The organism is Streptomyces sp. NPDC018833, from assembly GCF_044390825.1.
Lineage (GTDB): Bacteria > Actinomycetota > Actinomycetes > Streptomycetales > Streptomycetaceae > Streptomyces.
Window position 1 is genome coordinate 147,384 of sequence record NZ_JBIRZM010000001.1, and the last position, 25,869, is coordinate 173,252.

Annotated in this window: 24 protein-coding genes and 2 tRNA genes; 13 read left to right on the forward strand and 13 right to left on the reverse strand. The window is 72.0% G+C overall.

Annotation, left to right across the window (positions count from 1 at the left end; all coding sequences use genetic code 11):
• Window positions 1-24: 24 nt before the first annotated feature.
• Entirely contained in the window at window positions 25-885 is an 861-nt protein-coding gene (locus ACH5AF_RS00645; protein WP_398899099.1) for a fumarylacetoacetate hydrolase family protein, read from the forward strand.
• 210 nt (window positions 886-1,095) lie between these two features.
• Here the strand turns inward: ACH5AF_RS00645 and ACH5AF_RS00650 are convergent, their stop codons facing one another.
• Both ACH5AF_RS00650 and ACH5AF_RS00655 read right to left on the reverse strand, forming a co-directional pair.
• Window positions 1,096-1,614 (reverse strand): heme-degrading domain-containing protein, encoded by a 519-nt coding sequence (locus ACH5AF_RS00650; RefSeq protein ID WP_398899100.1) that lies wholly within the window; start codon window positions 1,612-1,614, stop codon window positions 1,096-1,098.
• Window positions 1,611-2,699: a Gfo/Idh/MocA family oxidoreductase gene (locus tag ACH5AF_RS00655; protein ID WP_398899101.1), complete on the reverse strand. Its 1,089-nt coding sequence runs from the start codon at window positions 2,697-2,699 to the stop codon at window positions 1,611-1,613. The genes ACH5AF_RS00650 and ACH5AF_RS00655 overlap by 4 nt, the downstream gene beginning before the upstream one ends.
• 96 nt (window positions 2,700-2,795) lie before the next feature.
• Between ACH5AF_RS00655 and ACH5AF_RS00660 the strand changes: the two genes are divergently transcribed.
• From ACH5AF_RS00660 to ACH5AF_RS00680, 5 genes are all read left to right on the forward strand, one after another.
• A complete protein-coding gene (locus tag ACH5AF_RS00660) occupies window positions 2,796-4,037 on the forward strand; it encodes an ROK family protein (protein ID WP_398899754.1) in 1,242 nt (413 codons plus the stop codon).
• Window positions 4,038-4,181: 144 nt separating this feature from the next.
• Window positions 4,182-5,537, forward strand: a complete 1,356-nt coding sequence (locus tag ACH5AF_RS00665; protein ID WP_398899102.1) for a hypothetical protein — start codon at window positions 4,182-4,184, stop codon at window positions 5,535-5,537.
• A gap of 286 nt (window positions 5,538-5,823) precedes the next feature.
• Entirely contained in the window at window positions 5,824-6,603 is a 780-nt protein-coding gene (locus tag ACH5AF_RS00670; protein WP_398899103.1) for an HAD-IIA family hydrolase, read from the forward strand.
• 183 nt (window positions 6,604-6,786) lie between these two features.
• Window positions 6,787-7,365 (forward strand): hypothetical protein, encoded by a 579-nt coding sequence (locus ACH5AF_RS00675; protein ID WP_398899104.1) that lies wholly within the window; start codon window positions 6,787-6,789, stop codon window positions 7,363-7,365.
• A 1-nt stretch (window position 7,366) separates the two neighbouring features.
• On the forward strand, window positions 7,367-8,101 hold the full coding sequence (locus ACH5AF_RS00680) for a class F sortase (RefSeq protein ID WP_398899105.1): 735 nt from the start codon (window positions 7,367-7,369) through the stop codon (window positions 8,099-8,101).
• Between the two features lie 115 nt (window positions 8,102-8,216).
• On the opposite strand, the gene ACH5AF_RS00685 is transcribed toward ACH5AF_RS00680, so the two are convergent.
• The 3 genes from ACH5AF_RS00685 to ACH5AF_RS00695 form a co-directional block, all read right to left on the reverse strand.
• Entirely contained in the window at window positions 8,217-8,762 is a 546-nt protein-coding gene (locus ACH5AF_RS00685) for a hypothetical protein (protein WP_398899106.1), read from the reverse strand.
• 20 nt (window positions 8,763-8,782) lie between these two features.
• Window positions 8,783-11,665: a DNRLRE domain-containing protein gene (locus tag ACH5AF_RS00690; protein ID WP_398899107.1), complete on the reverse strand. Its 2,883-nt coding sequence runs from the start codon at window positions 11,663-11,665 to the stop codon at window positions 8,783-8,785.
• Between the two features lie 308 nt (window positions 11,666-11,973).
• Window positions 11,974-12,047 (reverse strand) — tRNA-Lys (locus ACH5AF_RS00695).
• Window positions 12,048-12,249: 202 nt separating this feature from the next.
• On the opposite strand from ACH5AF_RS00695, the gene ACH5AF_RS00700 reads away from it, so the two are divergent.
• The 4 genes from ACH5AF_RS00700 (at window position 12,250) to ACH5AF_RS00715 (ending at window position 16,527) form a co-directional block, all read left to right on the forward strand.
• A complete protein-coding gene (locus ACH5AF_RS00700; RefSeq protein ID WP_398899755.1) occupies window positions 12,250-13,554 on the forward strand; it encodes a peptidoglycan-binding protein in 1,305 nt (434 codons plus the stop codon).
• Window positions 13,555-13,633: 79 nt separating this feature from the next.
• Window positions 13,634-14,833 carry an SPFH domain-containing protein gene (locus tag ACH5AF_RS00705; protein WP_398899108.1) on the forward strand — a complete coding sequence of 400 codons (1,200 nt, stop codon included), beginning with the start codon at window positions 13,634-13,636 and terminating at the stop codon, window positions 14,831-14,833.
• Window positions 14,834-14,953: 120 nt separating this feature from the next.
• Window positions 14,954-15,541, forward strand: coding sequence for a lytic polysaccharide monooxygenase (locus ACH5AF_RS00710; protein ID WP_398899109.1), 588 nt, complete (start codon window positions 14,954-14,956; stop codon window positions 15,539-15,541).
• A 503-nt stretch (window positions 15,542-16,044) separates the two neighbouring features.
• The gene (locus ACH5AF_RS00715; RefSeq protein WP_398899110.1) at window positions 16,045-16,527 is read left to right on the forward strand and encodes a phospholipase; all 483 of its coding nucleotides are present in this window, start codon (window positions 16,045-16,047) and stop codon (window positions 16,525-16,527) included.
• A gap of 50 nt (window positions 16,528-16,577) precedes the next feature.
• Here the strand turns inward: ACH5AF_RS00715 and ACH5AF_RS00720 are convergent.
• The 6 genes from ACH5AF_RS00720 to ehuB all read right to left on the reverse strand — a co-directional run bounded on the left by ACH5AF_RS00720 (window position 16,578) and on the right by ehuB (window position 20,907).
• A tRNA-Lys gene (locus tag ACH5AF_RS00720) sits at window positions 16,578-16,651 on the reverse strand.
• A 333-nt stretch (window positions 16,652-16,984) separates the two neighbouring features.
• On the reverse strand, window positions 16,985-17,743 hold the full coding sequence (locus ACH5AF_RS00725; protein WP_398899111.1) for an IclR family transcriptional regulator: 759 nt from the start codon (window positions 17,741-17,743) through the stop codon (window positions 16,985-16,987).
• A 168-nt stretch (window positions 17,744-17,911) separates the two neighbouring features.
• Window positions 17,912-18,676, reverse strand: coding sequence for an amino acid ABC transporter ATP-binding protein (locus tag ACH5AF_RS00730; RefSeq protein ID WP_398899112.1), 765 nt, complete (start codon window positions 18,674-18,676; stop codon window positions 17,912-17,914).
• Window positions 18,666-19,316 (reverse strand): ectoine/hydroxyectoine ABC transporter permease subunit EhuD, encoded by a 651-nt coding sequence (gene ehuD, locus ACH5AF_RS00735; protein WP_398899113.1) that lies wholly within the window; start codon window positions 19,314-19,316, stop codon window positions 18,666-18,668. Before ehuD ends, ACH5AF_RS00730 begins: the two co-directional genes overlap by 11 nt.
• On the reverse strand, window positions 19,313-20,056 hold the full coding sequence (ehuC, locus tag ACH5AF_RS00740) for an ectoine/hydroxyectoine ABC transporter permease subunit EhuC (RefSeq protein ID WP_398899114.1): 744 nt from the start codon (window positions 20,054-20,056) through the stop codon (window positions 19,313-19,315). The genes ehuD and ehuC overlap by 4 nt, the downstream gene beginning before the upstream one ends.
• Window positions 20,053-20,907, reverse strand: coding sequence for an ectoine/hydroxyectoine ABC transporter substrate-binding protein EhuB (gene ehuB, locus ACH5AF_RS00745; protein WP_398899115.1), 855 nt, complete (start codon window positions 20,905-20,907; stop codon window positions 20,053-20,055). Before ehuB ends, ehuC begins: the two co-directional genes overlap by 4 nt.
• 69 nt (window positions 20,908-20,976) lie before the next feature.
• On the opposite strand from ehuB, the gene ACH5AF_RS00750 reads away from it, so the two are divergent.
• A complete protein-coding gene (locus ACH5AF_RS00750) occupies window positions 20,977-21,477 on the forward strand; it encodes a DUF3830 family protein (protein ID WP_398899116.1) in 501 nt (166 codons plus the stop codon).
• Between the two features lie 265 nt (window positions 21,478-21,742).
• Here the strand turns inward: ACH5AF_RS00750 and ACH5AF_RS00755 are convergent, their stop codons facing one another.
• Both ACH5AF_RS00755 and ACH5AF_RS00760 read right to left on the reverse strand, forming a co-directional pair.
• Window positions 21,743-23,149: an amidase gene (locus ACH5AF_RS00755; protein ID WP_398899117.1), complete on the reverse strand. Its 1,407-nt coding sequence runs from the start codon at window positions 23,147-23,149 to the stop codon at window positions 21,743-21,745.
• Window positions 23,130-24,092 (reverse strand): D-2-hydroxyacid dehydrogenase, encoded by a 963-nt coding sequence (locus tag ACH5AF_RS00760; RefSeq protein ID WP_398899118.1) that lies wholly within the window; start codon window positions 24,090-24,092, stop codon window positions 23,130-23,132. The genes ACH5AF_RS00755 and ACH5AF_RS00760 overlap by 20 nt, the downstream gene beginning before the upstream one ends.
• Window positions 24,093-24,189: 97 nt before the next feature.
• On the opposite strand from ACH5AF_RS00760, the gene ACH5AF_RS00765 reads away from it, so the two are divergent.
• Window positions 24,190-24,969: an aspartate/glutamate racemase family protein gene (locus tag ACH5AF_RS00765; RefSeq protein ID WP_398899119.1), complete on the forward strand. Its 780-nt coding sequence runs from the start codon at window positions 24,190-24,192 to the stop codon at window positions 24,967-24,969.
• Window positions 24,966-25,685, forward strand: a complete 720-nt coding sequence (locus ACH5AF_RS00770; RefSeq protein WP_398899120.1) for an aspartate/glutamate racemase family protein — start codon at window positions 24,966-24,968, stop codon at window positions 25,683-25,685. Before ACH5AF_RS00765 ends, ACH5AF_RS00770 begins: the two co-directional genes overlap by 4 nt.
• Window positions 25,686-25,869: the final 184 nt, after the last annotated feature.

A 25,869-nucleotide genomic window follows, 5' to 3' on the forward strand; every position in this document is an offset into this window, starting at 1 on the left:
GGCACTCGACCAGGGGAGAGAAACATGAAGCTGCTGCGTGTCGGTACGACAGGCGCCGAGCGCCCCGCTCTGCTCGACGAAGACGGGATGACCCTGCGCGACCTGTCCGGTCTCGTCGGGGACATCGACGGCCCGCTGCTCGCGGACGCCGCCGCCCTCGGCCGGATCCGCGCCGCGGCCGACGCCGGTGACCTGCCCGTCCTGGATGCCGCCGGGCTCCGCATCGGGCCGCCGCTCGCCCGGGTCGGCAAGGTCGTGTGCATCGGGCTGAACTACCACGACCACGCCGCCGAGACCGGTGCCGAGCCTCCGGCCGAGCCCGTCGTCTTCCTCAAGGCTTCGGACACGGTCGTCGGCCCGGACGACACCGTGCTCGTGCCGCGAGGCAGCCGCAAGACCGACTGGGAGGTCGAGCTCGCGGTGGTGATCGGACGTACGGCGCGCTACATCGCCGACGACGAGGACCCGCTGTCGTACGTCGCCGGGTACGCGGTCGCCCACGACGTCTCCGAGCGCGAATTCCAGATCGAGCGCGGCGGCACCTGGGACAAGGGCAAGAACTGCGAGACGTTCAACCCGCTCGGCCCCTGGCTCGTGACCGCCGACGAGGTGGCCGATCCGCAGGCGCTGCGCCTGCGGCTGTGGGTCAACGGCGAGCTCAAGCAGGACGGCAGCACGGCCCACCAGATCTTCCCGGTGGCCGATGTCGTGCGCTACCTCAGCCGGTTCATGACCTTGTACCCGGGCGACATCGTCAACACCGGTACGCCGGCGGGCGTCGCGATGGGCCGGCCGGAACCGAAGCCGTTCCTGCGCGCCGGGGACGTGGTCGAGCTGGAGATCGAGGGCCTCGGGCGGCAGCGGCAGGAGCTCAGCGACGCCTAGCGGCCCGGGGCCGTGGCCGATCAGGCCGGGGGCGTTGGTGGTTGCTGTTGGTGGTGGGTTTCCTCGGGGTTTGGCGGGTTACCGGGGCGGTGGCGGTTCTGGCCGGGGGCGTTGGTGGTTGCTGTTGGTGGTGGGTTTCCTCGGGGCTCGCCCTGCCGGGGCGGGCGCGGAAGCGCTTCTACCGGCCTGCGGCTCCGGGGATACGGCGGGTCAGGAAGGCGGCCCGGCCGTACCGCTCGAACCGTCCGCGTGCGCGGCGAACCGCTCCAGCGCCTCGACCACCATCGCGTGGTCCTCGGCCTGCGGCAGGCCCGAGACCGTCACGGTGCCGACCACACCGACTCCCTCGATGATGATCGGGAAGGAGCCGCCGTGGGCCGCGTAGACGTCCGGGTCCAGCCGCGAGGACTCCTCGAACGTCGTGCCCTTGGCGCGGTGCCGGGCTCCGACGAGGTACGAGCTCTCGCCGTACCGCTCGACGACCCGTCGCTTGCGGTCGATCCACGCGTCGTTGTCGGCGCTGGAGCCCGGCAGGCCGCAGTGGAACAACTGCTGGGCACCGCGGCGGATGTCGATCGCGACAGGCGCGTCGCGCAGATGCGCCATCTCGACGAGCAGGCTGCCCAGCTTCCATGCGTCGTCGTGCGAGAAGTGGTGCAGGGTCAGCCGCCGCTCCTGCTCGAGGATCTCGTCGACGGTGAGGTGCTTGGGGGTGGTGCGCTCGCTCATGCGGTGATCTCCACGGTGACGCCGTCGCGTGCGGAGCGGCGGGCGGCTTCCAGGATGTCCAGGGCGGCGGCCGCCTCCAGCGCGGTCACCGGCGGGGTGCTCTTGTCGCGGACGGCCGCGGCCACCGCCGCGTAGTACGCGGGGTAGTCGCCCGGCACGGTCTCGACCGGGGTGCCCCCGCCGGTGACCGGGGATTCTCCGGAGCCGATACGGCCCCACAGCCCCTCGGGCTCCACGCCCCACGGCTCGCCCGCCGCCGGGCGCCGGCCGTCGCGCAGGTCCGCCTCCTGCGGGTCCAGCCCGTACTTCACGTACCCGGCCCTCGAGCCGAGAACCCGGAAACGGGGGCCGAGCTGGGCGGTGGTCGCGCTCATGTACAGGTGCGAGCGGACACCGCTCGCGTGTGTGACGGCGATGAACGTGTCGTCGTCGGCCGCGGCGCCGGGGCGGCGTACGTCGGATTCCGCGTACACCCGCACGGCAGGGCCGAAGAGGGTCAGTGCCTGGTCGACGACGTGGCTGCCGAGGTCGTACAGCAGGCCGCCGAACTCCGCCGGGTCGCCCGATTCACGCCAGCCGCCCTTGAGCTGGGGGCGCCAGCGCTCGAAGCGGGACTCGAACCGCTGCACCTCTCCCAGCTCGCCGTCCGTGACGAGCCGGCGGAGGGTGAGGAAGTCGTTGTCCCAACGGCGGTTCTGGAAGACGGAGAGCACCAGGCCGCGATCGTCGGCGAGGGCCGCGAGGGCGCGCGCCTCGGCGGCGGTGCCGGCGACCGGCTTGTCCACGACCACGGCGAGACCGGCTTCGAGGGCTGCGGTGGCGATCGGCACGTGCGTCCTGTTCGGCGAGGCGACGACGATCAGGTCGAGCTCGTCCGCCCGCTGCCACAGCTCCTCCGGGGCCGCTGCGAAGCGCACGCCGTCGCCGAGGTCGGCCCCCGCCTGGGCCCGGCGCTCCTCGTTCGAGGTGACGACCGTGTCGATGACGAGGCCCTCGGTCGTGGCGATCAGCGGGGCGTGGAAGACGGAGCCCGCCAGGCCGTAGCCGACGAGTCCGACGCGGAGGGGGGAGCCGGAACCAGTCATGGTTCCACTTAAGCAACGCTGTTGCCAAAGTGCAACCGCTGGGGAGAATGGGAGGGTGACGAGGGTGAGGCGGGCATGAACGAGGGCGGCGCTGGTATGGGCGGGACCGGAGTCGGGGGCGGCCTCGCGGCCGGCAGCGGAGCGGTGGGCGGTGCCGGGACCGGGGTCGGTAGCGGGGCGGTGGGCGGTGCCGGGACCGGGGTCGGTAGCGGGGCGGTGGGCGGTGCCGGGACCGGGGTCGGTCCTGCGCCCGGTGCGAACCTCCCCGCCCTGCGCAGCCACAACGCGGCGCTGGTCCTCGACCTGCTGCGTACGGCGGGGAAAGCCGGCATCAGCCGTATCGAGCTCGCCGAGCGCACGGGCCTGACACCGCAGGCCGTGAGCAAAATCGTCGGGCGGCTGCGCGAGGAGGGCCTCGCGGCGGAGGCCGGCCGGCGAGCCTCCACGGGCGGCAAGCCGCGCACCGTGCTGCGGCTGCTGCCGTCGGCGGGCCACGCGGTGGGCCTGCACCTGGATCGCGACGAGCTGACAGCGGTCCTGCTGGACCTGTCGGGCACGCGCATCGCGACCCGTACCGCCCCGCTGGACCTCGGGGCCGGCGCGGACGCGGTGCTCGCGGGGGCGGCGGCGGAGGTGTGGAAGCTCGTGGCCGCGGCGGGGGGCGGCGGGGGTCCCCGGGTCCTGGGCGTAGGCGTGGCCATGCCCGGGCCGCTCGACCACAGCACCGGTGTGCCGCATCGCGTCACCGGATTCCCCGAATGGGACGGCTACCCGCTGCGCGACGCGCTCGCCACGCGGCTGAGGCTTCCCGTGGTCCTCGACAAGGACACCAACGCCGCCGCACTGGGCCTGGCGCTGCGCGGACCCGGCGACTCCTTCGCCTACCTCCACCTCGGTACGGGACTCGGCGCCGGACTCGTCCTCGGCGGCGAGCTCTACCGCGGCGCGCGCACGGGGGCGGGGGAGTTCGGGCACCAGGTCGTCCAGCTCGACGGGCCCGTGTGCGACTGCGGGAACCGCGGCTGCATCGAGGCGCTGTGCCTGGCCGCCGTCGCCCGCGGCGACATCGCGGGCGCGGCCCGGGTGCTCGGCGTCGGCGCCGCCAACCTGGTCGAGCTGCTCGACATCGACCGCGTCCTGCTCGGGGGGCGGGTCGTGGCCGCGGTGGAGGAGGACTTCGTACGCGGAGTGGCCGCGGTCCTCGCGGTGCGCAGCCGGGTGCCGGTGGCCACGGCCGGGGGCGGGACGCACGCGGTCGCCGAGGGGGCGGCGCAGTTGGTGCTGGCTCCGGTGTTCGGCCGTGCGCGGGCGGCCTTCGCCGCCGACCGGGGTGAATGAGAACGCGCTGACGGGAGGGGTGGTGCGCCGCTGTTCGGCGGTACGCGACCGTACGCCATCGGGCGTCGTGGGAAACGATGACAGGATCCCGCGGCCACGGCCCGGGCGTCCCTCCGGCGGTACGCGAGCCAGCAAAGGCCACTCATGCGACTGCGCAATGCCCTTGCCCTGACAGCCACGACGGCGGCCCTGACGAGCGCCCCCGCCGTGATCCCGCCGGCGCTCGCCGCGCCGGCTCCCCTCGCGGCGGCCGTGGCCGCGCCGGCCGGCCCTGCCGCCCCCGCCCCTCTCGCGCCGCCGCTCGCCGCGCCGGGTTTCGCCCCACCGGTCGCTGCCGTGCGGCCGCGTGCCGCGGCGGCCGTGGCTCCGGCTGCGCCTGCCGCGCCGGGTTTCACGGCACCGCCGCTTGCCGCGCCGGCGGTTTTCGCCGGGCCGCCGTTTGCCGCGCCGGGTTTCACGGCACCGCCGTTTGTTGCCCCGGCGGCTTTCGCCGCGCCGCCGCTCGCCGCGCCTGGTTCGTCCGCCGCGTCCGCGGGCGGCGTCGCCGGCGGGAACGCCGTGCGGTCCATGGCGCCGTGGGCCCTGGGCGGCCCCCCTTCCCTCGCCGCGGCCCATGGTTCCTCCGCCGCGTCCGCGCGCAGCATCCCCGGTGCGGGCCTCGTGGGGTCGGTCGTGCAAGGGGTCCCGGTCGGGAACCCGTCCACCGCCGGAGCGCGTGGCGGTCCCGGCGCCGGCGTGGTCGACCGGTCCACGCACGGCGGTCCCGGCGTTGCACGCCAGTTGCTCGGTGTCTCCGGCGATCCGTTCGCGCGCAGCACTCCCCGCGTGGACGATCGGCCCGAGGAGCCGGTTGGGGAGGTGGTGCCGGCCGATCAGCAGCCGACCTGTGGCAACGCCGCCGATCCCGACTTTCCCATCCGTACCCGGATGCACGGCGGGCCGCGCACCGTCCACCCCGGTGCCGGCTTCCAGAGCGTCGGTCTCGATCTCACCAATACCACCGAGGAGTTGTGCCACCGCATCCACCCCGTGGTCGTCCTCACCGGCCGCCCCGGGCTCGCCGCCGACAAGGTGACCGTCGAGTTCCGCGACGAGGACGCCGGACGCTGGCGGCCCGTCTCCTTGGAGCGGACCAGCGAGGACGAGATCGTCGGCGCCTTCGACGACGGCTTCCGCGGCTTCGTCGTACCGGCGGGCAAGACCCTCACCGTCAAGGTCCGGCTCGCGCTCGCCGCCGGGACCGCGCCCAACACCGTCACCGTCAACGCCGCCGTCGTCCAGCGCAAGGGCAACGACGGCGACTGGGTCGGCGCGTCCGGCGACTACCGCTTCGACGTCACCGAGGCGCCCGAGGACTCGGCCCTCGCCCGTTCCCTCGACGAACTCGCCACCACCGGCACCGGGACCGTGGCCCGCCTCGCTGCCGCGGGGGCCGTGACCGCGGTCGCGACCGGGCTGCTGGTGCTGATGTTCCGCCGTATCGGAGCCCGCCGACGCTGACCGTCCACCCACGTCCGCCGACGCCCTCCGGTGGACTGCCCGAACGACCAGGCCCGGCACCCCGCGCGTGGGCGCGATCGCGCCGTGCACCACGAGGTCCTGACCACACTCCGGTCCTCGCTCCCGCAAGGGACCGGCGAGACCGGCCTCCCTGCCGGGGTCCTAGGCGACTGGTACGTGAGCATCGACGGGGTCGAGATCCAGGCTTCCTGATTAGTCTTGGGGCGTCGCCACAGTGCTGTCGCGGCGCCCCAGCACGCACGTATGCACGGCAGGAGTCCGCCACATGGCAGAGCGCAAGCCGATCGAATCCTGGCTCACCGACATGGACGGTGTGCTCATCCACGAGGGCGTACCGATCCCCGGCGCGGACGCCTTCATCAAGAAACTGCGGGAGACCGGGAGGCCGTTCCTGGTGCTCACCAACAATTCCATCTACACGGCACGCGACCTGCACGCCCGTCTCGCCCGTATGGGGCTCGACGTGCCGGTGGAGAACATCTGGACCTCGGCGCTGGCGACCGCGCAGTTCCTCGACGACCAGCGGCCGGGCGGCACTGCGTACGTGATCGGCGAGGCCGGCCTGACGACGGCGCTGCACGACATCGGCTATGTGCTCACCGACCACGCCCCGGACTACGTCGTGCTCGGCGAGACGCGCACCTACAGCTTCGAGGCGCTGACCAAGGCGATCCGGCTGATCAACGCGGGCGCTCGGTTCATCTGCACCAACCCGGACGAGACCGGCCCTTCCGCCGAGGGCCCGCTGCCCGCGACCGGCTCCGTCGCCGCGCTGATCACCAAGGCGACCGGAAAGGACCCGTACTTCGCGGGCAAGCCCAACCCGCTGATGATGCGCACCGGGCTGAACGCGATCGGCGCCCATTCCGAGACCAGCGCCATGATCGGCGACCGTATGGACACGGACGTGCTCGCGGGCCTGGAGGCCGGTATGGAGACCTTCCTGGTGCTCACCGGTCTCACCACGCCGCGCGACGTCGACCGCTATCCGTTCCGGCCGTCCACGGTCGTCGACTCGATCGCCGATCTCGTGGAACGCATTTAGGGTCCTCTCGTTTTTAGGGTCCTCTCGTTACGACCTTCCCCCTATGGGGGCACTCACTGATCCGGCCTGATCCCCGACGAAAGGCTCCAGGCAGCTCAGCGACCCCTTCGAGGCCTTGGCGGACACCTCTGCGGATGCGGAATCGGCCTGCGCGCGTGACTCTGGCGTATCAGGAGGTTCACGATGCGTGCAGGTTCGATTGCTCTCCGTTCCGCAGGAGTGGCCGCCGTACTGATCCTGGCTCCCGCCACGGCTGCTGCCGCGGACGACTCCGCCAAAGCGGTGCTCGCCCCCTCCACTGCCGCACCCGGCGACGATGTCGGGATCAGTGCCACCGGCTGCATGGCCTCGATCGCCACCGCGAGATCCGACGCCTTCGTGGCCGACGCCCAGCTGACGGCGCGGCGCGGTTCACGCGGTCTGACCGGTGAGGCGAGCCTGCGGTCCGACGTCCTGCCCGGCACGTACGACGTACGCGTCCGGTGCGACGGCCGGGAACACTCCCGCTCCGGCCACCTCGAGGTGGTGCGCGAGCTGACGCATCAGCTCCGGCCCATCGCCTCGGCGCCCGAGTCCCCCGTGGCGCCCGTCCGTGCGGGCGGCGGCGGAACGGTGGTGATCGCCGCCCCCGTCGCCGCCGTCGACCCCGAGGACGCCGGTCCCAGCACCACCCAGACCGTCGTCGGTCTGGTGCTCGCCGGAGCCGCGGCCGTCACGGTCGCCGTCCGCAGCGCACGCCGCCGCCGGGCCGGCTCCGACTGAGATGTCCGGCATACGCGTACGACAGCGCACCCGGCAGCGCACACGCCCGCTCACGTCCGTCCCCGGCGCCGGCCTTGGGGTCGTCGGCGTGCTGTGGGCGTTCCTCGTCATCGTCCTGTGGCTGTGGGGCGGCGGCGCTCCCGGCGGAGCGGTCGGCAGGCCGGCGCTCACCACCGGCGACATGGCGGCGGTCGGCCGTCCGCCCGGCGTCCCGATGCCCGCCGCGCACGCCCCGTTCGACGCCTCTGAACCGCGCCGTGTCGAGATGGCCGCCGTGGGCCTCGCCGCTCCCGTCGTGCGCGGGCTCGACGAGCGTGGCGCCGTCGCTCCGCCGCCCCTGGAGACGCCGGACACCGTCGGCTGGTACGGCGGGGGCTCCCGGCCCGGCGAGCCGGGTGCGGCGCTGCTCGTCGGCCACGTCGGCACCGAGACGCGGCCCGCCGTCTTCTACGACCTGAGCACCGCGAGGCCCGGCCGGCGGATCACGGTGACCGGGGCTGACGGCAGGGTTGCCGAGTTCACCGTGGACGACGTGCGTGTCGTCGGCCGCGAGCGGTTCGACGCGCGGGAGGTCTACGGCCCCGGCGAGGAGGGCCGTGCCGAGCTGCGCCTGATCACCAGTGGCGGCGCCTTCGACAGAGCGAGCGGAAGCTACACGGCGAGCGTCGTCGTCTCCGCGTATCTGACGGGCATGCATCAGGAGGCGCCTGACGGATCGGGGCCGGCCACCCCCTGAACGCGACAGGCCCCCGGCGGCACACGCCGGGAGCCTGCGTTCATGCGTTCAGTGCGTTCATGCGTTCATGCGTTCAGCGCGGTCACGCGTTCATTGCGGTCACGCGGTCACGCGGTCACGCGGTGCGGACGGTGAAGTCGCACCATGCCGTCCACTCGGAGACCGCGGCACCGTCCTGGACCCGTACCCGCCAGCGGTAGGCACCGTCGGCGAGCTGGTTCTCGGGCAGCTGGAGGGCGGCGTTCTGGCTGGTCTCGCTGACGGTCTGCTTGCGCAGCACCTGCTTTCCGTCCGCCTCCTCGACCTCGAAGACGACCTTCCGGCCGGGGGCCGACTGGCCGGGCTTCTCGACGGTCCCCGGCGGGGACACCGACTCCAGGGTCGCGGCGAGCGTCGCGGAGCCAGAGGCGACCAGCGGCGGCTGCGGCGCGCCACAGAACTGGAAGCCCGCGTACGGGCCGTCGGATATGCGCGGGTTGTCAGGAGTGCCCAGCAGGGTGTCGGGCGTACCGGCCGCGGCGGCCGCGGCGGTGGTCCGCGGCTCCGGGTTCGGGTCGGCCATGGACAGGGGCGCCGCGACCGCGGCGGCGGCCAGCGCCGCCACGACCGCTGTGACGAGCCGGGTGGGCCGCAGACCGGACCCTGTGTTGAACAGACGCATCGCTTCCGTCTCCTCCTCGGCTACTTGACGTAGAGCACGTGGTCGGGGCTGGTGGCGGGAGAGACCGCCACACACTGGTACGCGTTCCAGCGGTGCTCGGCCACGAGCCGCTTGCCGGCCGCGTCACAGCCGCCGAGGTTGTGCAGCTCCTCGAACTTCACCCAGTCCGCGGCCGCGTTGGGCTTGAGCTTCGTCGCCGCGACGTGCTCGCCGACCTGCCGGCCGGCGCTGACGCCGTCCGTGCCGTCCCACTGGTAGTGGACACCGAGCCAGACACGGCCGACCGCGTTCTCCTCGGCGGCTGCGGAGAAGCTGCTGAAGGTACGCGTCACACCGAGGGCGTGCGGGTCCTCCGTCGTCGCGGTGAAGGTCATGCTGTCCGTGCCGAACCACTTCTCCATGGCCTTCGCCCAGGCGCCGCCGAACGTGGCGTGACCGGAGACGTAGGCCGGGAAGTTGGGGGAGAAGTGGGTGCCGGTGCGGTCCTGCGAGAGGGGCTGCCAGTTGGGGTCGCCCGTCGTCGCCGCGTTGCCGTCCCCGTCGACCCTGATCGCGGACTCGGGCCTCCACAGGTCGATGTCGGTCCGGTACTTGGCGTCCCAGGCGGTGACACCGGCATCGGACATCGCGAAGGCGGCGAGCGCGAACAGCTTGGCGTTGCCCACTACGGTCAGGCGCTGGTCCCGCGAGAGGATCTGGGTCAGTTCGAAGAGCTGGCCCGGCGGCTTGTAGGTGCCGTCGAGGTCGTTGGCCCAGAACAGCGCCGCCTCGCGCTGGTCGGCGGTGCGGAGCGTGGAGTCGCTCTTGCCGAGATCCTTCACCTCATTGACCTGCGTGGCGTACGCCGAGCTCTTCACCAGGTTGTCCATGACGGTGTGCCCGGCAGGCCCGGCGGGCCGGAACTGCGTACCCGAGGTCAGGGCGAACGGCTTCACCAGGCCCCAGTCGGGCGTGGCCCCGGGCTTGCCGTCCGTCGGACGCCAGTAGCCGGGTGTCTGGCTGCCGGTGTAGGAGGTGGTCGACGCCGCCCCGTCGCCCTGCCGGGCGCTGATCATGGCGGCGGCGGCTTGCTGTCCGACAGACGTGCCGGCCGCGCGCTGCTCCGCCGTCACCGCGGCGGGGATGGTGGAGCGGGCCGTGGCGATCTCGTCGTCGAAGTTCGCCCCGGGGAAGACGTTGCGCAGCACGTCGAAGGCCGCGTGGTCGATGGCGCTGTTGACGTCGGGTACGGCGCCGTTGCTCGCGGTCGCCTTGATCAGGTACGGGGCGCCGAGGCACTTGACCGTACCCTCGGCGCACTTGGCGGAGTTGGCCGCGTCGTAGATCGCGCCGTGCATCATGGCGCCGGCCCGGGCCAGCGGACCCGGGGCGCCGCCGACTTCCCGGAAGGTCTGCTGGAGGACGTCGTTCCAGTACACGACGTGGTCCTTGACCGGGTCGGCCGGGGTCTCGTACGTGACCAGGATCGACGGTGCGTGGGCGGAGTCGTCGGCCGAGGCGAAGATCTTGAACGCCTTGTAGTCGGCCTCGTCCGTGGCGCGCAGACCGACGGTGTCCACCGCCCTGTCCACCTGGGCCCACTGCTTGACGATCGAGGTGATGTCCTGCGAGACCCAGCGCGGCCCGCAGTCGGTGTTGCCATGGGTCGCAGTCGAGGTCGCCGCCCTGGTGCGCCAGGCGGGCTGGCTGCTCCAGCGGGTCGCCGTGGAGACCGTCCCGGTGTCCCAGACCTCCCAGGCGCGGGCCTCGCAGGAGTCGGACCAGGTGGCGAAGAGGTTCAGTTCCGCGTTGAGGACGTCCTGGCCGGTGACCGCGGCGTCGCGCGGGAACTGGATGAACGAGCGCGCCTCGTTCTTCTGCCATTCACGGCCGACGCGCAGCCCGGCGTCGCCTGACAGGTCGGCCGTTCCGCCGTTGACGACGGTCGTGTCGAAGTTCGTGCCGAAGTAGATCGCGGGGTCGATGGTGACCGGGTACTTCGTGTCCTTGTCGGCCAGGAAGCCGCGGTCGGCGGAGACGTCGAGCGTGTACCCGCCCTTGTCGGCGGTGACATCGAGGCCGACCGGCGCCCGGTTGGTCGCGGCCAGGCCGCGCGGGTCGCGCGAGGCGTCCCACATCGCGGGCGTCGGCAGCTTGCCCACGGTCCGGTTCGTGGCCGTGTCCGTGAAGGTGAGCGTCGTGTCGGCGCCCTTCACGGCCTTCAGGCCCTCGGCCCGGAGCGGCATGCTGACGTCCGCGGCGCGCTGGGCCGCCGCTCGGGTCTTGACGACCAGGAACTGCTCGAACCCGGTCCTCGTGGCCTCGATCACGAGGTCGGTGCCGGGCAGTGCGTCGACATAGGTGGCCTTGTTGCCCTTGAGCACCGGACGGGGGAGAGCGCCCTGCCACCCGAGGGCGACGGAGCGGTCCGAGCCGCCGAGGGTGACGAGGGTGCCGCCCTTCTCGCCCGCGCCGCCCGCGAGCCGGAGCCCGCGCGGGTGGGCCTTCGGGCCGACCGAGCCGTCGGCGTTCCTGACGAGTGTGGTGTCCACCGCGATCCAGGCGCCTGCCTTGCGGAAGCGGACGGGTCCGGAGTGGGTCTCCAGCGACATGGTGCCGTCGGGGTTGGCCCACAGCGTGGTGTTCTCGGTGCGGGCGCCGATCACCTCGATCCGGCGGTCCTGGGCCGCCGCGGTGAGCCGTGCCGCGGCCTCTTCGGTGATCGTTGCGTTCTTCTCCGCGGCTGTGGCGGCCGCGGCTTGTGTCCGGGGTGCGGCGGCCCCGGCAGGAGAGACGGTCGTGGCGATCAGCCCCGCCTCGGCGACCAGGAGCAGGGACAGCGGGACGGCGAACCGTCCGCGTCGCGAGGGCGAGCCCGATCGCCGGCCTGATCTGCCGTGGGGCAGGTGGGTCGATCTGTGCACGTGGTTCAGCCTCCAGAACAGTTGCTGCGTGAGAACTGCCTTAGAACTGGCATGCGAATTGTGACAGCCGGCAACGCACCGCGTCCAAGATCTTTCATGAGTTGGGCACGTGATGGTGATCATTGCCGGAATGTGGAACTCCGGTGAGCAGTACGCCGGTTGAAGGTGGATCTCTCTTGGCGGCGGTGGTGTCCCGGAGCCGGCTGCGGCCCCGAGTCGCGCCCCCGAGTCGCACGCCCGGCAGGGCGGAATGCCCGGGAATGCGCGAGGCCCCTCGTCCGTCGGACGGGGGGCCTCGCGTGTGTCTGTGCGCCGCCAGGGACTCGAACCCCGGACCCGCTGATTAAGAGTCAGCTGCTCTAACCAACTGAGCTAGCGGCGCCTGCTGACCTGGAGAACTCTACCGGATCCGGAAGGCTGCTCCGCGCCGGGCCCGTGTCCGCCCAGCGCCGCGCCCGGGTCTCCAGATCATCGCTTTTGGCTGTACATCGGTCAAAATGCGCAATGTACCGATAGTTGAGACACTGGCGCCCGTGAAACAGCGTCAGAAGATCTTCCCGAGTGGTCCTGCGGAGGGGACGCGTATGGACGTGCCGGTCTTCGAGGAGTACGAGCCCGCCGGTGACTGCGACTGCGCCGGATGCGCGCAGCAGCGCCGAGCGCTCGCCGCCCGAGCTCACCCGTCCGCACATGTCTGCCGCCGGGCGCTGGTGCTGGTCACCGCCGCCGGCGTGGTCTTCGGCGGCGGGGGAGCGGGGACGGCGGCGGCCGCCGTCCCCGTGCCCGTGCCCGGGGCCGAACGGGCCGCGCCGGTCCTGGACCCCGATCCGTCGACCGAGCAGGGTGCCGCCGGTCCGCTGCACGGCCCCTCGGGAGGGTCCGACGTGGATCAGTCCGCCCTGCGGCCGTCGACCCGGTCCCAGATCATCAAGCGCGCGAAGAAGTGGGTCCGCGCGAAGGTGCCGTACAGCATGTCGAAGTACTGGACCGACGGCTACCGGCAGGACTGCTCCGGCTATGTGTCGATGGCGTGGAACCTGGCGACCAACGAGTGGACCGGCAGCCTCGCCGAGTTCGGCGACCGGATCCGCCGCGAGGACCTCCAGCCCGGCGACATCCTGCTCTTCCACAACCCCGCCGACCCCACCAAGGGCTCGCACGTCACGATCTTCGGCGGCTGGACCGACTACACGCACACCTCCTACGTCGCGTACGAGCAGACCAAGCCGCACACCCGGAAGCAGGCCACGCCCATGGCCTACTGGAACCACTCCGCGAGCTACGTCGCCTACCGCTACAAGGGCGTCGTCACCTCGGCAGGCGGGCGCGGCGAGAGCAGCGTCACGCCCTACCCGGGGATCGCGCTGTTCGGGCCCGGAGCCGCCAACAAGCACATCACCCGGCTCGGCGAGCTGCTGGTGGCACGCGGCGGCAAACGCTTCTACGCAAACGGCCCCGGACCGCGCTGGTCCGATGCCGACCGGCGCGCCACCAAGGCCTTCCAGCTGGCTCAGGGCTGGCGCAGCACGGAGGCCGACGGGCTGCCCGGGCCCGACACCTGGCGGCTGCTGGTGAAGGGCAAGGGCAAGGACATCCCGGCCGCGGGGACCGGCCGCCGAGCGGCGCCTCGGTCCACGGAGCAGCCGCCCGCCTTCCCCGGTCGCGACCACTTCCGCCCCGGCCGGGCCGGCGACCACATCACCCGGCTCGGCCGGCAGTTGGTCGAGCGCGGCTACGGCAGGTACTACACCTCGGCCCCCTCGCCCCGCTGGAGCGAGGGGGACCGGCTGGCCGTCCAGGCGTTCCAGCGCGCACAGGGCTGGCGGGGCGGCGCGGCGGACGGCTACCCGGGCCCCGAGACGTGGCGGCGGCTCTTCGCCGCCCGCTGACCGGGCGGGCCGGCGGCCCGCCCCCGCATCGCGTCACGAGTACGAGCCGACACGAGCAACGAGCGAGAGACGAGGCGGCATGAACACCACGACGTCGGAGCCGGAGGGCACCGGGCCCTCCGACACCCAGCGGCGCAACGCCGTGATCGCGAGCGAGACGACGGCCGAGATCCCGGTGCACCTGCTCTTCCGGGACGACAACGGGCCCCTCGCGCCGCCCCCGGCCCTGCGGCCCGCAGTCGTCTCCCGGTGGCAGGGCACGGGCGAGCAGCCGAGGATCGGGCCGACCGCCGCGCCGCCGGCGGCCGCCGCCTCCGCGGGGTCGGCGCCGGCCGACCCCGCGCTGATCGAGCGGCCGGCGCCCGTGCTCCCCGGCTGGACCGGGCTCGTCGCCGGGGCCTGCTCGCTGGCCGGGATCGGTGCCCTGGTGTGGGGGACGGGGGCCGTTCCGGACATGGTCGCGGCCCTGTTCCGGGTGACCCCGCCGCCGTACCACGGCATCGGCATCGGACTGTGGTGTCTGCTCGCACTGGGCGTCCTGCTCGCCCTGTTCGGACTCGGCGGACTGGGCCGCGGAACCGTGGGCCACGCCTGGGTCCTCACCCTGTGCGGCGACTACCACGGCAGCGTGCGGCGTACGGGACTGGTGTGGATGAGCCCGCTGGTGCTGCGCCGCCGGGTGGACGTACGGCTACGGCACTGGCGCAGCAAGCCGATGCCCGTCCACGACGCCGAGGGGACGGCCCTGCGGGTGGTCGTGCTCGTGGTGTGGCGGGTCAGGGACACCGCGCGGGCCGTGCTCGGTGTCGAGGACCACGAGGCGTACCTGGGTGAGCAGGTCGAGGCGGCCACGGCCCGGGTGTTCTCGCAACTGCCCGCCGACGGTCCCTCGGTCTTCGACGGTGGGACCCCCGTCGGGGAGTCGCCCCCCACGCTGCGCGACGCCGAGGCGGTGGGCGCCACGCTGACGAAGACACTGGCCGCCGAGTGCGCCGCGGCGGGCATCGAGATCTTCACCGCACAGCCGACGGCACTGGACTACGCGCCCGAGGTGGCGGAGGCCATGCAGCTGCGGCGGCTCGCGGCCCTCGACGCGCGCCATCGCGACAGTGTCCTCACCTCGGTGGTAGACGCGGTGGACGACACGGTGAGCCGGCTGACGGACCGTGGGCTGATCGAGCCGGACGACTACGAGCGCAAGGCGCTGGTGAAGGATCTGACGGTTGCGTTCTACACGGGCCGGGCCGGCGGCGCGGACACGGGGAACCGCTCCTCGTGATTGGTCTGGACATGATGAACTCGCGTCAATACATTGGAGCTTGGTCTAGACCGGAATAGGCACTACCGCACGGGTGCAGCACATCCCACGGAACTCCCCCACGTTCTTCCTGGAGCCAGCATGCGAAAGAAGATAGGTGCGGCCGTGGTCGGCCTCGCCGTGACGGGCGCCACCCTGCTCGCCACCGGCAGCGCCAGCAGCCACGGCTACACCGACTCACCCATCAGCCGCCAGAAGCTCTGTGCCAACGGCACCGTGAGCAACTGCGGCCCCATCCAGTGGGAACCGCAGAGCGTCGAGGGCCCCAAGGGCTTCCCCGCCGCCGGTCCCGCCGACGGCAGGATCTGCTCGGCAGGACTGTCCCAGTTCGCCCAGCTCGACGACCCACGGGGCGGCGCCTGGCCCACGACCAGGGTCGGCTCCGGCCAGAACTACACCTTCCGGTGGCAGTTCACCGCCCGGCACCGCACCACCGACTTCAAGTACTTCATCACCAAGGCGGGTTGGAACCCCAACCAGCCGCTGACCAGGGCCGCGCTGGAGTCGCAGCCCTTCCTGACCGTCCCGTACGGCGGCCAGCAGCCGCCCGCGACGCTCTCGCACTCCGGCCACCTGCCGCAGCGGTCCGGACGTCATCTGATCCTGGCGGTGTGGACCGTCCACGACACGGCCAACGCGTTCTACGCCTGCTCCGACGTCCAGTTCTGACGTTCGCGGATCCCCCAGGCGCGGTTGCGTCCGGCTCGTCCGTCGCGGGCCGGGGCCACACCGGCGGTCGTTCACGGGGGTAGGGCCCGCCCTACCCCCGTACACCCCTCGTCACATGACCGGTGCCGCGCCGCCGCTCCTGCCGTGTGCGCCATGGGCGGCCCGCGACGTAGCGCAGGCCCTCGCCCGGCCGGGCGCGCTGGGGAGTGGGCGGCCCCGGCGGGCCGCCTCTCGGCAACATCCTCGCCCAGCTCGACCTGCCTCGGCCGAGGACGCCCTCCGCGGGGGGTGCCCGCCCCAGTGCTCGCGCACCTCCGCCGAGGCCTCGGCCCAGTCCGTACGCATCCGTCGAACAGCCCTCGAACGAGGGCCCGTCGGGGAAAGTTCACCCTCCGATCGGCGCGCTGACGCTGTGCGGGACGCGCGTCGAGCGGGATTCTGGAGCCGCCGTGGACAGGCCACGTGCGTGCACCAACTCCCCGCTCGAAGCCTGGAGGTTCTGCATGCGTCGCCGACTTGCCCTTCCTCTCGCAGCCGCCGCTCTCGCGCTCCCCGCCGTCCTGGTGCCCGCCGGCATCGCGTCGGCCGTGCCCGCCGACAAGCCCCGGGTCCTCAGCTCCTGGACACGGACCGGCGTCACCAGCCACCACGCCTGGGCGGCCGCCCGCGCGAACCGGAGCGCCTGGAGCGCCTACGGATTCGACTGGTCCACGGACTACTGCTCCTCGTCCCCGGACAATCCGTTCGGCTTCCCGTTCAGGATGTCCTGCGCCCGGCACGACTTCGGCTACCGCAACTACAAGGCGGCCGGCACGTTCGCCGCCAACAAGTCGCGGTTGGACTCGGCGTTCCACGAGGACATGAAACGGGTGTGCGCCCGGTACTCGCGCGGGATGCGCACCTCGTGCAACTACACGGCCTGGACGTACTACCGGGCCGTGGTCGTCTTCGGGGTGAGCGCCCCGGCCGGCACGGCCGCGGCCTGAGCATGACGAAGAAGACCCCCTCGCCGAGGCGAGAGGGTCTTCCCTGCGCGTGCGCCGCCAGGGACTCGAACCCCGGACCCGCTGATTAAGAGTCAGCTGCTCTAACCAACTGAGCTAGCGGCGCCTCTTTGTCTGCCGCTCGGCGGCTGACCCATTAATAGTACCTGGCCCCGGGGGGTGCTCCTGACCACCCGGAACCGGAGGGCCGACAGGGCCCCCGGGGCGTCCGGCGGATCGTGGCCGAGGCCGCGACGTTCCCCCAGTCACTGGGCGACGGCCCTCCCCCGCAGCCCTTCGGGCGCGGGAGGGCGCCATGCCGTGCTGTTGAAATACCCGAAAGCTCCGCTATGGGCACATCTCGGCGCCTTGGAATGCCTCCCCGGACCCTGGCGGGTCCGGGGAGGCCCCGTGCACCAAGGCGGCCGCGGCCTGTCCGCGCCTGATCCGCCGGACGTCCCTAGATCGCCAGCGAGAGCACCACCGGAGCGGCCTTGCGGTTCAGTGTGTCCGCCGCCGCGCGCAGCCGGTGGGCGTGCTCTATCGGCAGGGACAGGGCCAGGCAGCCCACGGCCGAGCCCGCCGTCAGTGGGACCGCGGCGCAGACCGTGCCCACCGCGTACTCCTGCAGGTCCAGGACGGGGACCGTCGGCGGCTGGGCGTCCAGCTTGGAGAACAGCAGCCGCTCGCTGGTGATCGTCCGCGAGGTCAGGCGCGCGATCTTGTGGCGCGAGAGGTGGTCGCGGCGGCCGTTCGCATCGAGCTGGGTCAGCAGGCATTTGCCGACCGCGCTGGCGTGGGCGGCCGAGCGGAAGTCCACCCACTCGTTCACCTTCGGGGCGCGTGGGCCGTCGGCGAACTGGGTGATCTTGACCTCGCCGTCGATGTACCGGCTGATGTAGACGGCGGCGCCCACCGAGTCGCGCAGCTCGGTCAGGGTGTCCTGGAGCTTGGCCTCCAGGGCCTCCTTGCGGGTGGCGCCCGAGCCGAGCAGGACCAGGGAGTCGCCGATCACATAGGCGCCGTCGGCGACCTGCTCCACGTATCCCTCGCGGCGGAGCATGGCGAGCATGGGGGCGAGATGGCCGGTCGGCAGGCCGGTCTCGCGTGCGATCTGGGCGTCGGTGACACCGCCACCGTGCTTGGAGACCGTCTCCAGTACGCGCAAGACGTATTGCACCGAGTGGAACGGCGCGGTCGGCTCGGGCTTCAGCGCCACGGTTTCCCCCTAGCAGGTTGTGACCGCAAGCTTTCGTACCACGATAGCGGCCAAGAGCCGTCTGAAGGCGGGCTGTTGGCGCAAATGACAAAGCGCCCCAGCGGGCTGCGCTGGGGCGCCCCGTCATTGGCATATGCCAAGGACACGCCTGCTCGGCGGAGTGAGTGGTCAGAGCACCGCGCCGAGGAACTCGCGCGTACGTTCGTGCTCCGGGTCGGAGAAGATTTTCTCCGGCGGACCCGACTCGATGACCTTGCCTGAATCGAACATCAAGACATCGTCCGAGATGTCCCGGGCGAAGTTCATCTCGTGCGTGACGCACACCATCGTGATGTCCGTCGTGCGGGCGATGTCCCGCAGCAGGTCCAGCACGCCGGCCACGAGCTCGGGGTCGAGGGCCGAGGTCACCTCGTCCAGCAGCAGCACCTGCGGCCGCATCGCCAGCGCGCGGGCGATCGCCACCCGCTGCTGCTGGCCGCCCGACAGCTGTGTCGGCTTCGCGTCGGCGCGGTCGCCGAGGCCCACCAGGTCCAGCAGCTCCCTGGCCCGGGCGTCGGCCTCGTCCTTGGACAGGCCGAGCACCCGCACCGGCGCCTCGGTGATGTTGCGCAGCACGGTCATGTTGGGGAACAGGTTGAACTGCTGGAAGACCATGCCGATCTTCTTGCGCGCCTCACGGCGCTCCTTCTCGGCGGCCGGGAACAGCCGGTTGCCGTTCACCCGGATCGAGCCCCCGTCGGGCGACTCCAGCGTCATCAGCAGCCGCAGGATCGTCGTCTTCCCCGAGCCCGACGGGCCGATCAGGGTGACGTGCTTGCCGGGCCGCACCGAGAAGCAGAGGTTGTCGAGGACCGTGTTGTCGCCGAATCTCTTGGTGACGTTGTCGAACCGGATCAGGTCCTCGGTCGTGGTGTCGTTGATGTCAGCGGACAAGGCGGCGCTCCAGGGCTCGTACGAGAAGAGAAGCCGGGTAGGCGATGAGGATGAAGGCGAGGCCGATCACGGTCAGCGGCTCGGTGTACTGGAACGTCGACGCGCTCTCCAACCGTGACTGCTGCAGCATCTCCAGCACGCCGATCGCGGCGAGCAGCGGCGTGTCCTTGAGCATGGCGATCACGTAGTTGCCGAGCGCCGGGGTGATCCGGCGGATCGCCTGCGGCAGGATCACGGCGAACCAGGTGCGGTGGGCGGGCAGGCTCAGGGCCGTCGCCGCCTCCCACTGGCCGGGCGGTACGGCCTCGATGCCGGCCCGGTAGACCTGTGCGGTGTACGTCGAGTAGTGCAGCCCGATCGCGATCGTGCCGGTGGTCAGGGCGGAGAACTGGATGCCCCACTCCGGCAGCACGAAGTACAGGAAGAACAGCTGTACCAGCAGCGGGGTGGTGCGGATGAACTCGGTGACGACGTTCACCGGCCACCGCACGAAACGGCTCTGCGCGCGGAAGGCGATGGCCCACACGAGGCCGAGCGTGAAGGAGATCAGCGAACCGAGCACCAGCACCTGAAGGGTGACCAGCACACCGTCCCAGAAGCGCGGCATGAAGTCCGCGACCGCGGACCAGTCCCAGGTCACTTCGACGCACCCCCCGTCACGGTGGTGCCGGCGATCTCCATCGCGGCGCGTCGCCGGGAGCCCATGCCCGCGAACAGCCCGGGCTCTGTCTCGATGCCGACGTTCCGCTTGGTCCTGCGCTCGAGCACCTTCATGGACCGGGTCACGGCGAGCGCGAGCAGGAAGTAGATCACCAGGCTGATCGTGTAGATCTGTGCGCTCTCCTGGGTGGCGAGCCGCACCAGATACGCGGCGAAGGAGACGTCGCCCACACCGAGCAGCGACACCAGCGCGGTGCCCTTGAGCAGCTCGACCAGCAGGTTGCAGAACGGCGGGATCATCTCCGGCACCGCCTGCGGCAGCAGGATCCTCCGCATCCGCTGCCAGGGCGTGAAGCTGAGGGCGACACCCGCCTCACGCTGGGCCTTGGGCACCGAGTTCAGCGCGCCGCGCACGATTTCGGCGCCGTACGCGCCGTACGACAGGCCGAGCGCCAGCACCGCTGCCCACATGGGCACCAGCTGCCAGCCCATGAGCGGGGGCACCACGAAGAACAGCCAGAACATCAGCACCAGCGCCGACGTGCCACGGAAGATCTCGGTGTAGGCGCCCGCCAGGAAGCGGACGGTGCGCGAGCGGTGGGTGCGGGCCATGCCGATGCCGAAGGCGACGGCCGCGGCGAGGGCGGCGCTGTAGACCAGCAGCTGCACGGTGATCCAGATGCCGGGGAGTACCCAGTTCTGCCAGAGTCCGGCTGTCATCGGCACAGCTCCTCGGCAGTGAGTGTGGTCATCTCGTTCTCCGTGAAGCCGAAGGGCTTCAGGATGCGGAAGAGCTCGCCGCTCTTCTTCATCTTGTGGATCTCGACGTTGAAGGCGTCGCGCAGTTCGGTGTCGGTGGGGCGGAAGGCGAAACCGCCCCCGTCTATCTGCTTCTCTCCGTCGACGACGGCGGCGAAGGGCGCGGTCGCCTCCGCCCGCCTGCTCTTGCGCACCACCTCGCGGGTGGTGAGCGCGGTGCCGGCGAAGACGTCGACACGGCCGGACTCGACGGCGTTCAGCCCGGCCACCTGGTCCTGGAGGATCACGATCTCCTTCTCCGGGATGCCGGCGGAGACCGCGTATCCGAACTCCGCGTAGCCCGTGCCGGTCGCGAGCCTCGCCTTGGTCTTCACCACGTCCTCGTAGCTGCGCAGGTTCTTGGGATTGCCCTTGCGCACGATGAACGAGTCGAGCATCTGGTACTCGGGGTCGGCGAAGATGACCTGGGCGCACCGCTCCTTGTTGATGTACATCCCGGCCGAGACCACGTCGAACTGCTGGGAGTTCAGGCCGGGTATGAGGGAGGCGAAGTCGGTGGCCACCGGCTGGACCCGGTCGATGCCCAGCCGCCGGAAGATCACCCGGGCCAGCTCGGGAGCCTCGCCGGTGAACTCGCCCTGGTCGTCGACATAGCCGTACGGCACCTCTCCCGCGATGCCGAGGCGCACCGTGCCCTGGGACTTCAGCCGGGCCAGTGCGTCGCCGGAGGGTACCCTGCCGCATCCGGCGGCGCCGACGGCGGTGAAGGCGCCGGCGGCTGCCGTGCCGAGCAGCAGGGAGCGTCTGCTCATCGATCCTGGTTCTCTTCTACGAGCCATGGGCGCGCGGCTACCCGGGTCCGTCCCGGGTATGCGTACGAAATGGCCGACCGATACCTGACCGTTGCCCTGGACCGGCGCGGGGTGCAGTGCACCGCCCGGCTCCTCACCGACAAGGCGCCGCTGACCTGCGCGGCGGTGTGGGACGCGCTGCCGCTGTCCGCGGACGTGTACCACGCGAAGTATGCGCGCAATGAGATCTATGCCCTGTTCCCGGCTTTCGCCGTGCAGGAGCCGCCGTTGGAGAATCCGACAGTGACGCCGATTCCTGGCGATCTGTGCTATTTCACCTTCAGTGATGTGCAGCTCGGCACATCGTCGTACGGCTACGAGGACCGGGCCGCGGTCGCGTCCCGGTCCGTGACGGTGGATCTGGCGCTGTTCTACGAACGCAACAACCTGCTGCTGAACGGCGATACGGGCTGGGTGCCGGGCATCGTGTGGGGGACGGTGGTGGAGGGCCTGGCGGAGATGGCCGAGGCATGCCAGGACCTCTGGCGCGGCGGTGCGGCGGGGGAGACGCTCTCCTTCCGGAGGGCGTGACGTTTCCCCTCCCCGCCTTTCCCGAAACCGGGCAAGCCCCGGACCCCGTACCGCGCTTCGCGCGGTGTCCTCAAGCTCTCCCACGGCCTGGCGGCCGTGGGAGGGACCCTGGACGGGCTGATTTCGCGCAGCGAAATCCAGCCTTGCCGGCGCTTGAGGCGCGGGGGCTCGGGGGCGTGGCCCGCGGCACGGGTCCGGGCGAAGCCCGGTTCCGGGAAAGGGCGGGAGGGGACAAGCCCGCCGCAGGCGCCACGCCCGCCCCGCCCTACCCCAGCGCCCCCGGCCCCGGGATCCTCGCCGCTCCCACCTCGTACAGCGCGTGCGCCACCCGCAGCACCAGCCCGTCCGCGTACCGCGGGCCCACCAGCTGCACACCGATCGGAAGTCCGTCCGGGTCCGACCCGCAGGGGACCGTCGCCGCCGGCTGCTGCGTCATGTTGAACGGGTACGTGAACGGGGTCCACCCCGTCCAGCGCCGGTGGCCCGAGCCCGCCGGGACCTCGACACCCGCCTCGAACGCGGTGAGCGGCAAGGTCGGGGTGACCAGCAGGTCGTACGTCGTGTGGAACCGCGCCATCCGCCGGCCCAGCTCCGCCCGCACGTCCACCGCCGCCAGGTACTCCAGCGCGCTGCGCCGTGCGCCGATGCCGCAGATCTCCCGCAGCCCCGGGTCCAGTTGCTCCCGCTGCCGCGGGCCGAGGGGCTCCACCAGCCGGGCAGCGCCCGTGAACCACAGGGTGTGGAACGCCTCGACCGGCTCCGTGATGTCGGGGTCGGTCTCCTCGACGTAGGCGCCGAGGTCCGCCAGCGCCCCCACCGCCCGCCGCACCGCCGAGGCGACCGAGGGACGGACCGAGACCTGGCCGCCGAGCGTCGGCGAGTACGCGATCCGCAGGCCCTTCACGCCCTCGCCGAGCCCCTGCCGCACCTCTTGCGCGGGCCCCAGATGGGACCAGTCCCGCCAGTCCTCGCCGCTCATCACGTCCAGCATCAGCGCCGCGTCCGCCGCATCCCTCGCCATCGGCCCGACGTGGGACAGGCTGCCGAAGGGGCTCGACGGATACAGGGCCACGCGTCCGTACGTCGGCTTCAGCCCGAAGATCCCGCAGAACGATGCCGGGATGCGGACCGACCCTCCCCCGTCGGTGCCGACCGACAGGGCGCCCGCGCCGAGTGCCACGGCCGCCGCGCTGCCTCCGCTGGAGCCGCCCGCCGTGCGCGAGGGGTCGTACGGGTTGCGGGTCACACCGTGCCGCGGCGAGTCCGTGACCCCCTTCCAGCCGAACTCGGGCGTCGTCGTCCTGGCGAGGAACACCGCCCCGTGCTCGCGCAGCCGGGCGACCGACGGCGCGTCCTCGTCCCAGGCGCGGTCCGCCCGTACGGTCCAGGAGCCGCGCAGCGTGGGCACGCCGCGCTGGAGGATGAGGTCCTTCACGGTGACGGGCACTCCGTCGAGCAGCCCCTGCGGCTCGCCCCGGCGCCAGCGATCCGCCGAGGCGGCGGCCTCGGCGAGGGCCGGCTCGGCATCGATCCGGACGAAGGCGTTCACCAGCGGCTGCACGCTCTCGGCCCGGTCCAGCGCCGCGCGGGTCGCGTCGACGGGTGAGAAGTCGCCCTGTGCGTAGCCTGCCAGCAGTTGACGTGCGGTGAGGTCAGTCAGGCGAGTGGTCATGCATGGGGACGTACCCACGTTTCTTGTCCACCACGTTCGGCAGCGGCTCTCCGGCCGCCCACAGGTCGTACATCTCGACGAACTGCTCACCCAGCCGGTCGCGCCAGCCGACGGTGTCACCGCTCATGTGCGGGGAGACGATGAGCCCCGGAACGTCCCACACCGGGCTGTCCGGCACGAGCGGCTCCGACTCGAAGACGTCGAGGGCCGCGCCCGCGATCCACCGCTTGCGCAGGGCGTCGACGAGGTCGGCCTCGACGACCAGCGGTCCGCGGCCGACGTTGACGAACCGGGCCGACGGCTGCATCAGCCCGAAGCGGCGCGCGTCGAACATCCCGAGCGTCGTCGTGGTCAGCGGCGCCGCGCACACCACCCAGTCGGCGCGCGCGAGCAGCGGGTCGAGGTCCTGGTCGCCGTGGATGCCGGGCCGGGCCCGACGGCCGACGACCGCTGTGGTGACGCCCAGCGCCCGCAGGGCCCCGGCGACGGCGCGCCCGATGGGGCCGGCGCCGACCACGACACCGCGGCTGCCCGCGACCGGGAGGGTCTCGCGGTGCCGCCATTCGTGCCGGCGCTGCAGGTCCAGCGTCTGAGGCAGGTCCTTCGCCATCGCGAGCACGAGTGCCGCCACGTATTCGGCGATCGGCTGTTCGAAGATTCCGCGGGCGTTGGTCAGGACGGTGTCGGAGGCGGCGAGTTCCGGACAGAGCACGCGGTCGACGCCGGCGCTCGCGGTGTGCACCCACCGCGGCCTCGGGCCCTCGCCGGGCCAGACCCGACGGACGGCGTCGGAGGTGAAGTCCCACACGAGCAGCACGTCGGCACCAGGCAGTCGGTCCGCGAGAGTCACCTCATCGGCGTACTCCACCCGGGCTCGTCCGGTCAGGTGACCGAGGCGTGGCGGGGGGTCCGCGGCCAGCACGAGCACCGTGGGTTCGGACATCGGTCGGAAGCCACCTTGTCACGTCGCAATGTACGGATTGACCCACGCTCGCACTGGAACCTACCGTCGTCAACAAGACGCCAAGGGGGCTGAGTGCATGGACGTTGTCTCCTTTCTCGGCGGGCCGGACCCGGAGCACGGCATCGGTGTGGTGGCCCCCTTCGATTTCGCTCTGGACCGGGAGCTGTGGCGCTGGGTCCCCGACGACGTCTCCCTGCGGCTGACGCGTACTCCGTTCGTGCCCGTGGGTGTCTCCCTCGACCTCGCGCGGGTGGTGAGCGAGCACGAGACACTGGGGGAGGGGGTGCGGGCGCTGATCGCGTCCGAACCGGAGGTCGTCGCCTACGCGTGCGCATCGGGCAGTTTTGTCGGCGGCCTCGCCGGGGAACGCGCCCTGTGCGAGGTGATGCGCACGGCCGGTGACGTGCCGGCCCTGACCACGTCCGGCGCCCTCCTCGACGCGCTCGGCGAGCTGGGGGCCCGGCGGATCGCGCTGCTGACGCCCTACACGGAATCGGTCACCCGGTCATTGGAGGACTTTCTGGCGGAAGCGGGAGTGACGGTGGTCGGACGGGCCTTTCTCGGACTGACCCGGCACATCTGGAAGGTGCCGTACCGCGCGGTGGTCGACATGGCGCGACAGGTGGCGGTGGAGGGCGCCGACGCGCTGTTCATCAGCTGTACCAATCTGCCGACGTACGACGTGATCCCGCAGTTGGAGGCCGAGCTGAGGGTGCCTGTGGTCTCCGCCAACCAGGTCACGATGTGGTCGGCCCTGCGCGCCATCGGCGCCCGTGCGGTCGGCCCCTATCAGGCTCTGCTGATGGACGCCGCGGAGGCGTCGGCCGAGCCGGAAGGACAGGAGGGCGTGACATGACGACGGTGGGCTTGCTGTATCCCGGGCATTCGGCCGAGGACGACTACCCCCGGATCGAGACGCTGCTGACCGGAGTCAATGTGCCGATCGTCCACACCGACATCGGTGAGGACGCGCACCGTGTGGACGCGCTGCGGGAGATGGGATCGGCCGAGCGGCTCGCGGCCGGCGTGGAGCAGCTGCGCCTGTCGGGCGCCGAGTCGGTGGTCTGGGCCTGCACCAGCGGTTCGTTCGTGTACGGGTGGGAGGGCGCCCATGAGCAGACCCGGGCCCTGGCCCTCGCGGCCGGGCTCCCGGCGTCGAGCACGTCGTTCGCGTTCGTCCACGCCGCGCGGGAGGTCGGGGCCACGCGGGTGGCGGTTGCCGCGACGTACCCCGAGGACGTGACGGACCTGTTCGCCGACTTCCTTCGGGCGGCCGGGATCGAGGTGTCGGCCACGCGGGCCGGCGGGATCGTGACGGCGGCCGAGGTGGCGACCTGGGGGCGCGAGCAGGTCCTGGACCTGCTGCGGAAGGCGGACGACCCGCGGGCCGACGCGGTCCTGCTCCCCGACACCGCGCTGCACACGGTGGCCCACCTCCAGGAGCTCGAGGAGGTCGCGGGCAAGCCGGTGCTCACGGCCAACCAGGTGACCGTGTGGGAGGGCCTGCGGCTGGCGGAGCGCAGGGGCGCCTGGTCGGAGGAGCTGGGCACGCTGTTCGCCCGCAAGGACTGACGCAGCGGGGTTCCCCGCGAGGACTGGCGCGGCGGGGTTGCCCGCGAGGCGTGGCGCGGCGGGGTCGCCCGCAAGGACTGACGCAGCGGGGTCGCCCGCGAGGACTGACGCAGTGGTTCGCCCGCAAAACCTGCCGTACCGGGGCGGGGAGGACAGCCGTCGGCGGCCGGGAATAAAGCGGAGA

What these genes read in the sequence shown, in the direction of transcription:
- ACH5AF_RS00645 (WP_398899099.1), top strand. Translation starts at nt 25, where the DNA reads ATGAAGCTGCTGCGTGTCGGTACGACAGGCGCCGAGCGCCCCGCTCTG.
- ACH5AF_RS00650 (WP_398899100.1), bottom strand. Translation starts at nt 1,614, where the DNA reads ATGAGCGAGCGCACCACCCCCAAGCACCTCACCGTCGACGAGATCCTC.
- ACH5AF_RS00655 (WP_398899101.1), bottom strand. Translation starts at nt 2,699, where the DNA reads ATGACTGGTTCCGGCTCCCCCCTCCGCGTCGGACTCGTCGGCTACGGC.
- ACH5AF_RS00660 (WP_398899754.1), top strand. Translation starts at nt 2,796, where the DNA reads ATGGGCGGGACCGGAGTCGGGGGCGGCCTCGCGGCCGGCAGCGGAGCG.
- ACH5AF_RS00665 (WP_398899102.1), top strand. Translation starts at nt 4,182, where the DNA reads ATGCGACTGCGCAATGCCCTTGCCCTGACAGCCACGACGGCGGCCCTG.
- ACH5AF_RS00670 (WP_398899103.1), top strand. Translation starts at nt 5,824, where the DNA reads ATGGCAGAGCGCAAGCCGATCGAATCCTGGCTCACCGACATGGACGGT.
- ACH5AF_RS00675 (WP_398899104.1), top strand. Translation starts at nt 6,787, where the DNA reads ATGCGTGCAGGTTCGATTGCTCTCCGTTCCGCAGGAGTGGCCGCCGTA.
- ACH5AF_RS00680 (WP_398899105.1), top strand. Translation starts at nt 7,367, where the DNA reads ATGTCCGGCATACGCGTACGACAGCGCACCCGGCAGCGCACACGCCCG.
- ACH5AF_RS00685 (WP_398899106.1), bottom strand. Translation starts at nt 8,762, where the DNA reads ATGCGTCTGTTCAACACAGGGTCCGGTCTGCGGCCCACCCGGCTCGTC.
- ACH5AF_RS00700 (WP_398899755.1), top strand. Translation starts at nt 12,250, where the DNA reads ATGGACGTGCCGGTCTTCGAGGAGTACGAGCCCGCCGGTGACTGCGAC.
- ACH5AF_RS00705 (WP_398899108.1), top strand. Translation starts at nt 13,634, where the DNA reads ATGAACACCACGACGTCGGAGCCGGAGGGCACCGGGCCCTCCGACACC.
- ACH5AF_RS00710 (WP_398899109.1), top strand. Translation starts at nt 14,954, where the DNA reads ATGCGAAAGAAGATAGGTGCGGCCGTGGTCGGCCTCGCCGTGACGGGC.
- ACH5AF_RS00715 (WP_398899110.1), top strand. Translation starts at nt 16,045, where the DNA reads ATGCGTCGCCGACTTGCCCTTCCTCTCGCAGCCGCCGCTCTCGCGCTC.
- ehuC (WP_398899114.1), bottom strand. Translation starts at nt 20,056, where the DNA reads ATGACAGCCGGACTCTGGCAGAACTGGGTACTCCCCGGCATCTGGATC.
- ehuB (WP_398899115.1), bottom strand. Translation starts at nt 20,907, where the DNA reads ATGAGCAGACGCTCCCTGCTGCTCGGCACGGCAGCCGCCGGCGCCTTC.
- ACH5AF_RS00750 (WP_398899116.1), top strand. Translation starts at nt 20,977, where the DNA reads ATGGCCGACCGATACCTGACCGTTGCCCTGGACCGGCGCGGGGTGCAG.
- ACH5AF_RS00755 (WP_398899117.1), bottom strand. Translation starts at nt 23,149, where the DNA reads ATGACCACTCGCCTGACTGACCTCACCGCACGTCAACTGCTGGCAGGC.
- ACH5AF_RS00760 (WP_398899118.1), bottom strand. Translation starts at nt 24,092, where the DNA reads ATGTCCGAACCCACGGTGCTCGTGCTGGCCGCGGACCCCCCGCCACGC.
- ACH5AF_RS00765 (WP_398899119.1), top strand. Translation starts at nt 24,190, where the DNA reads ATGGACGTTGTCTCCTTTCTCGGCGGGCCGGACCCGGAGCACGGCATC.
- ACH5AF_RS00770 (WP_398899120.1), top strand. Translation starts at nt 24,966, where the DNA reads ATGACGACGGTGGGCTTGCTGTATCCCGGGCATTCGGCCGAGGACGAC.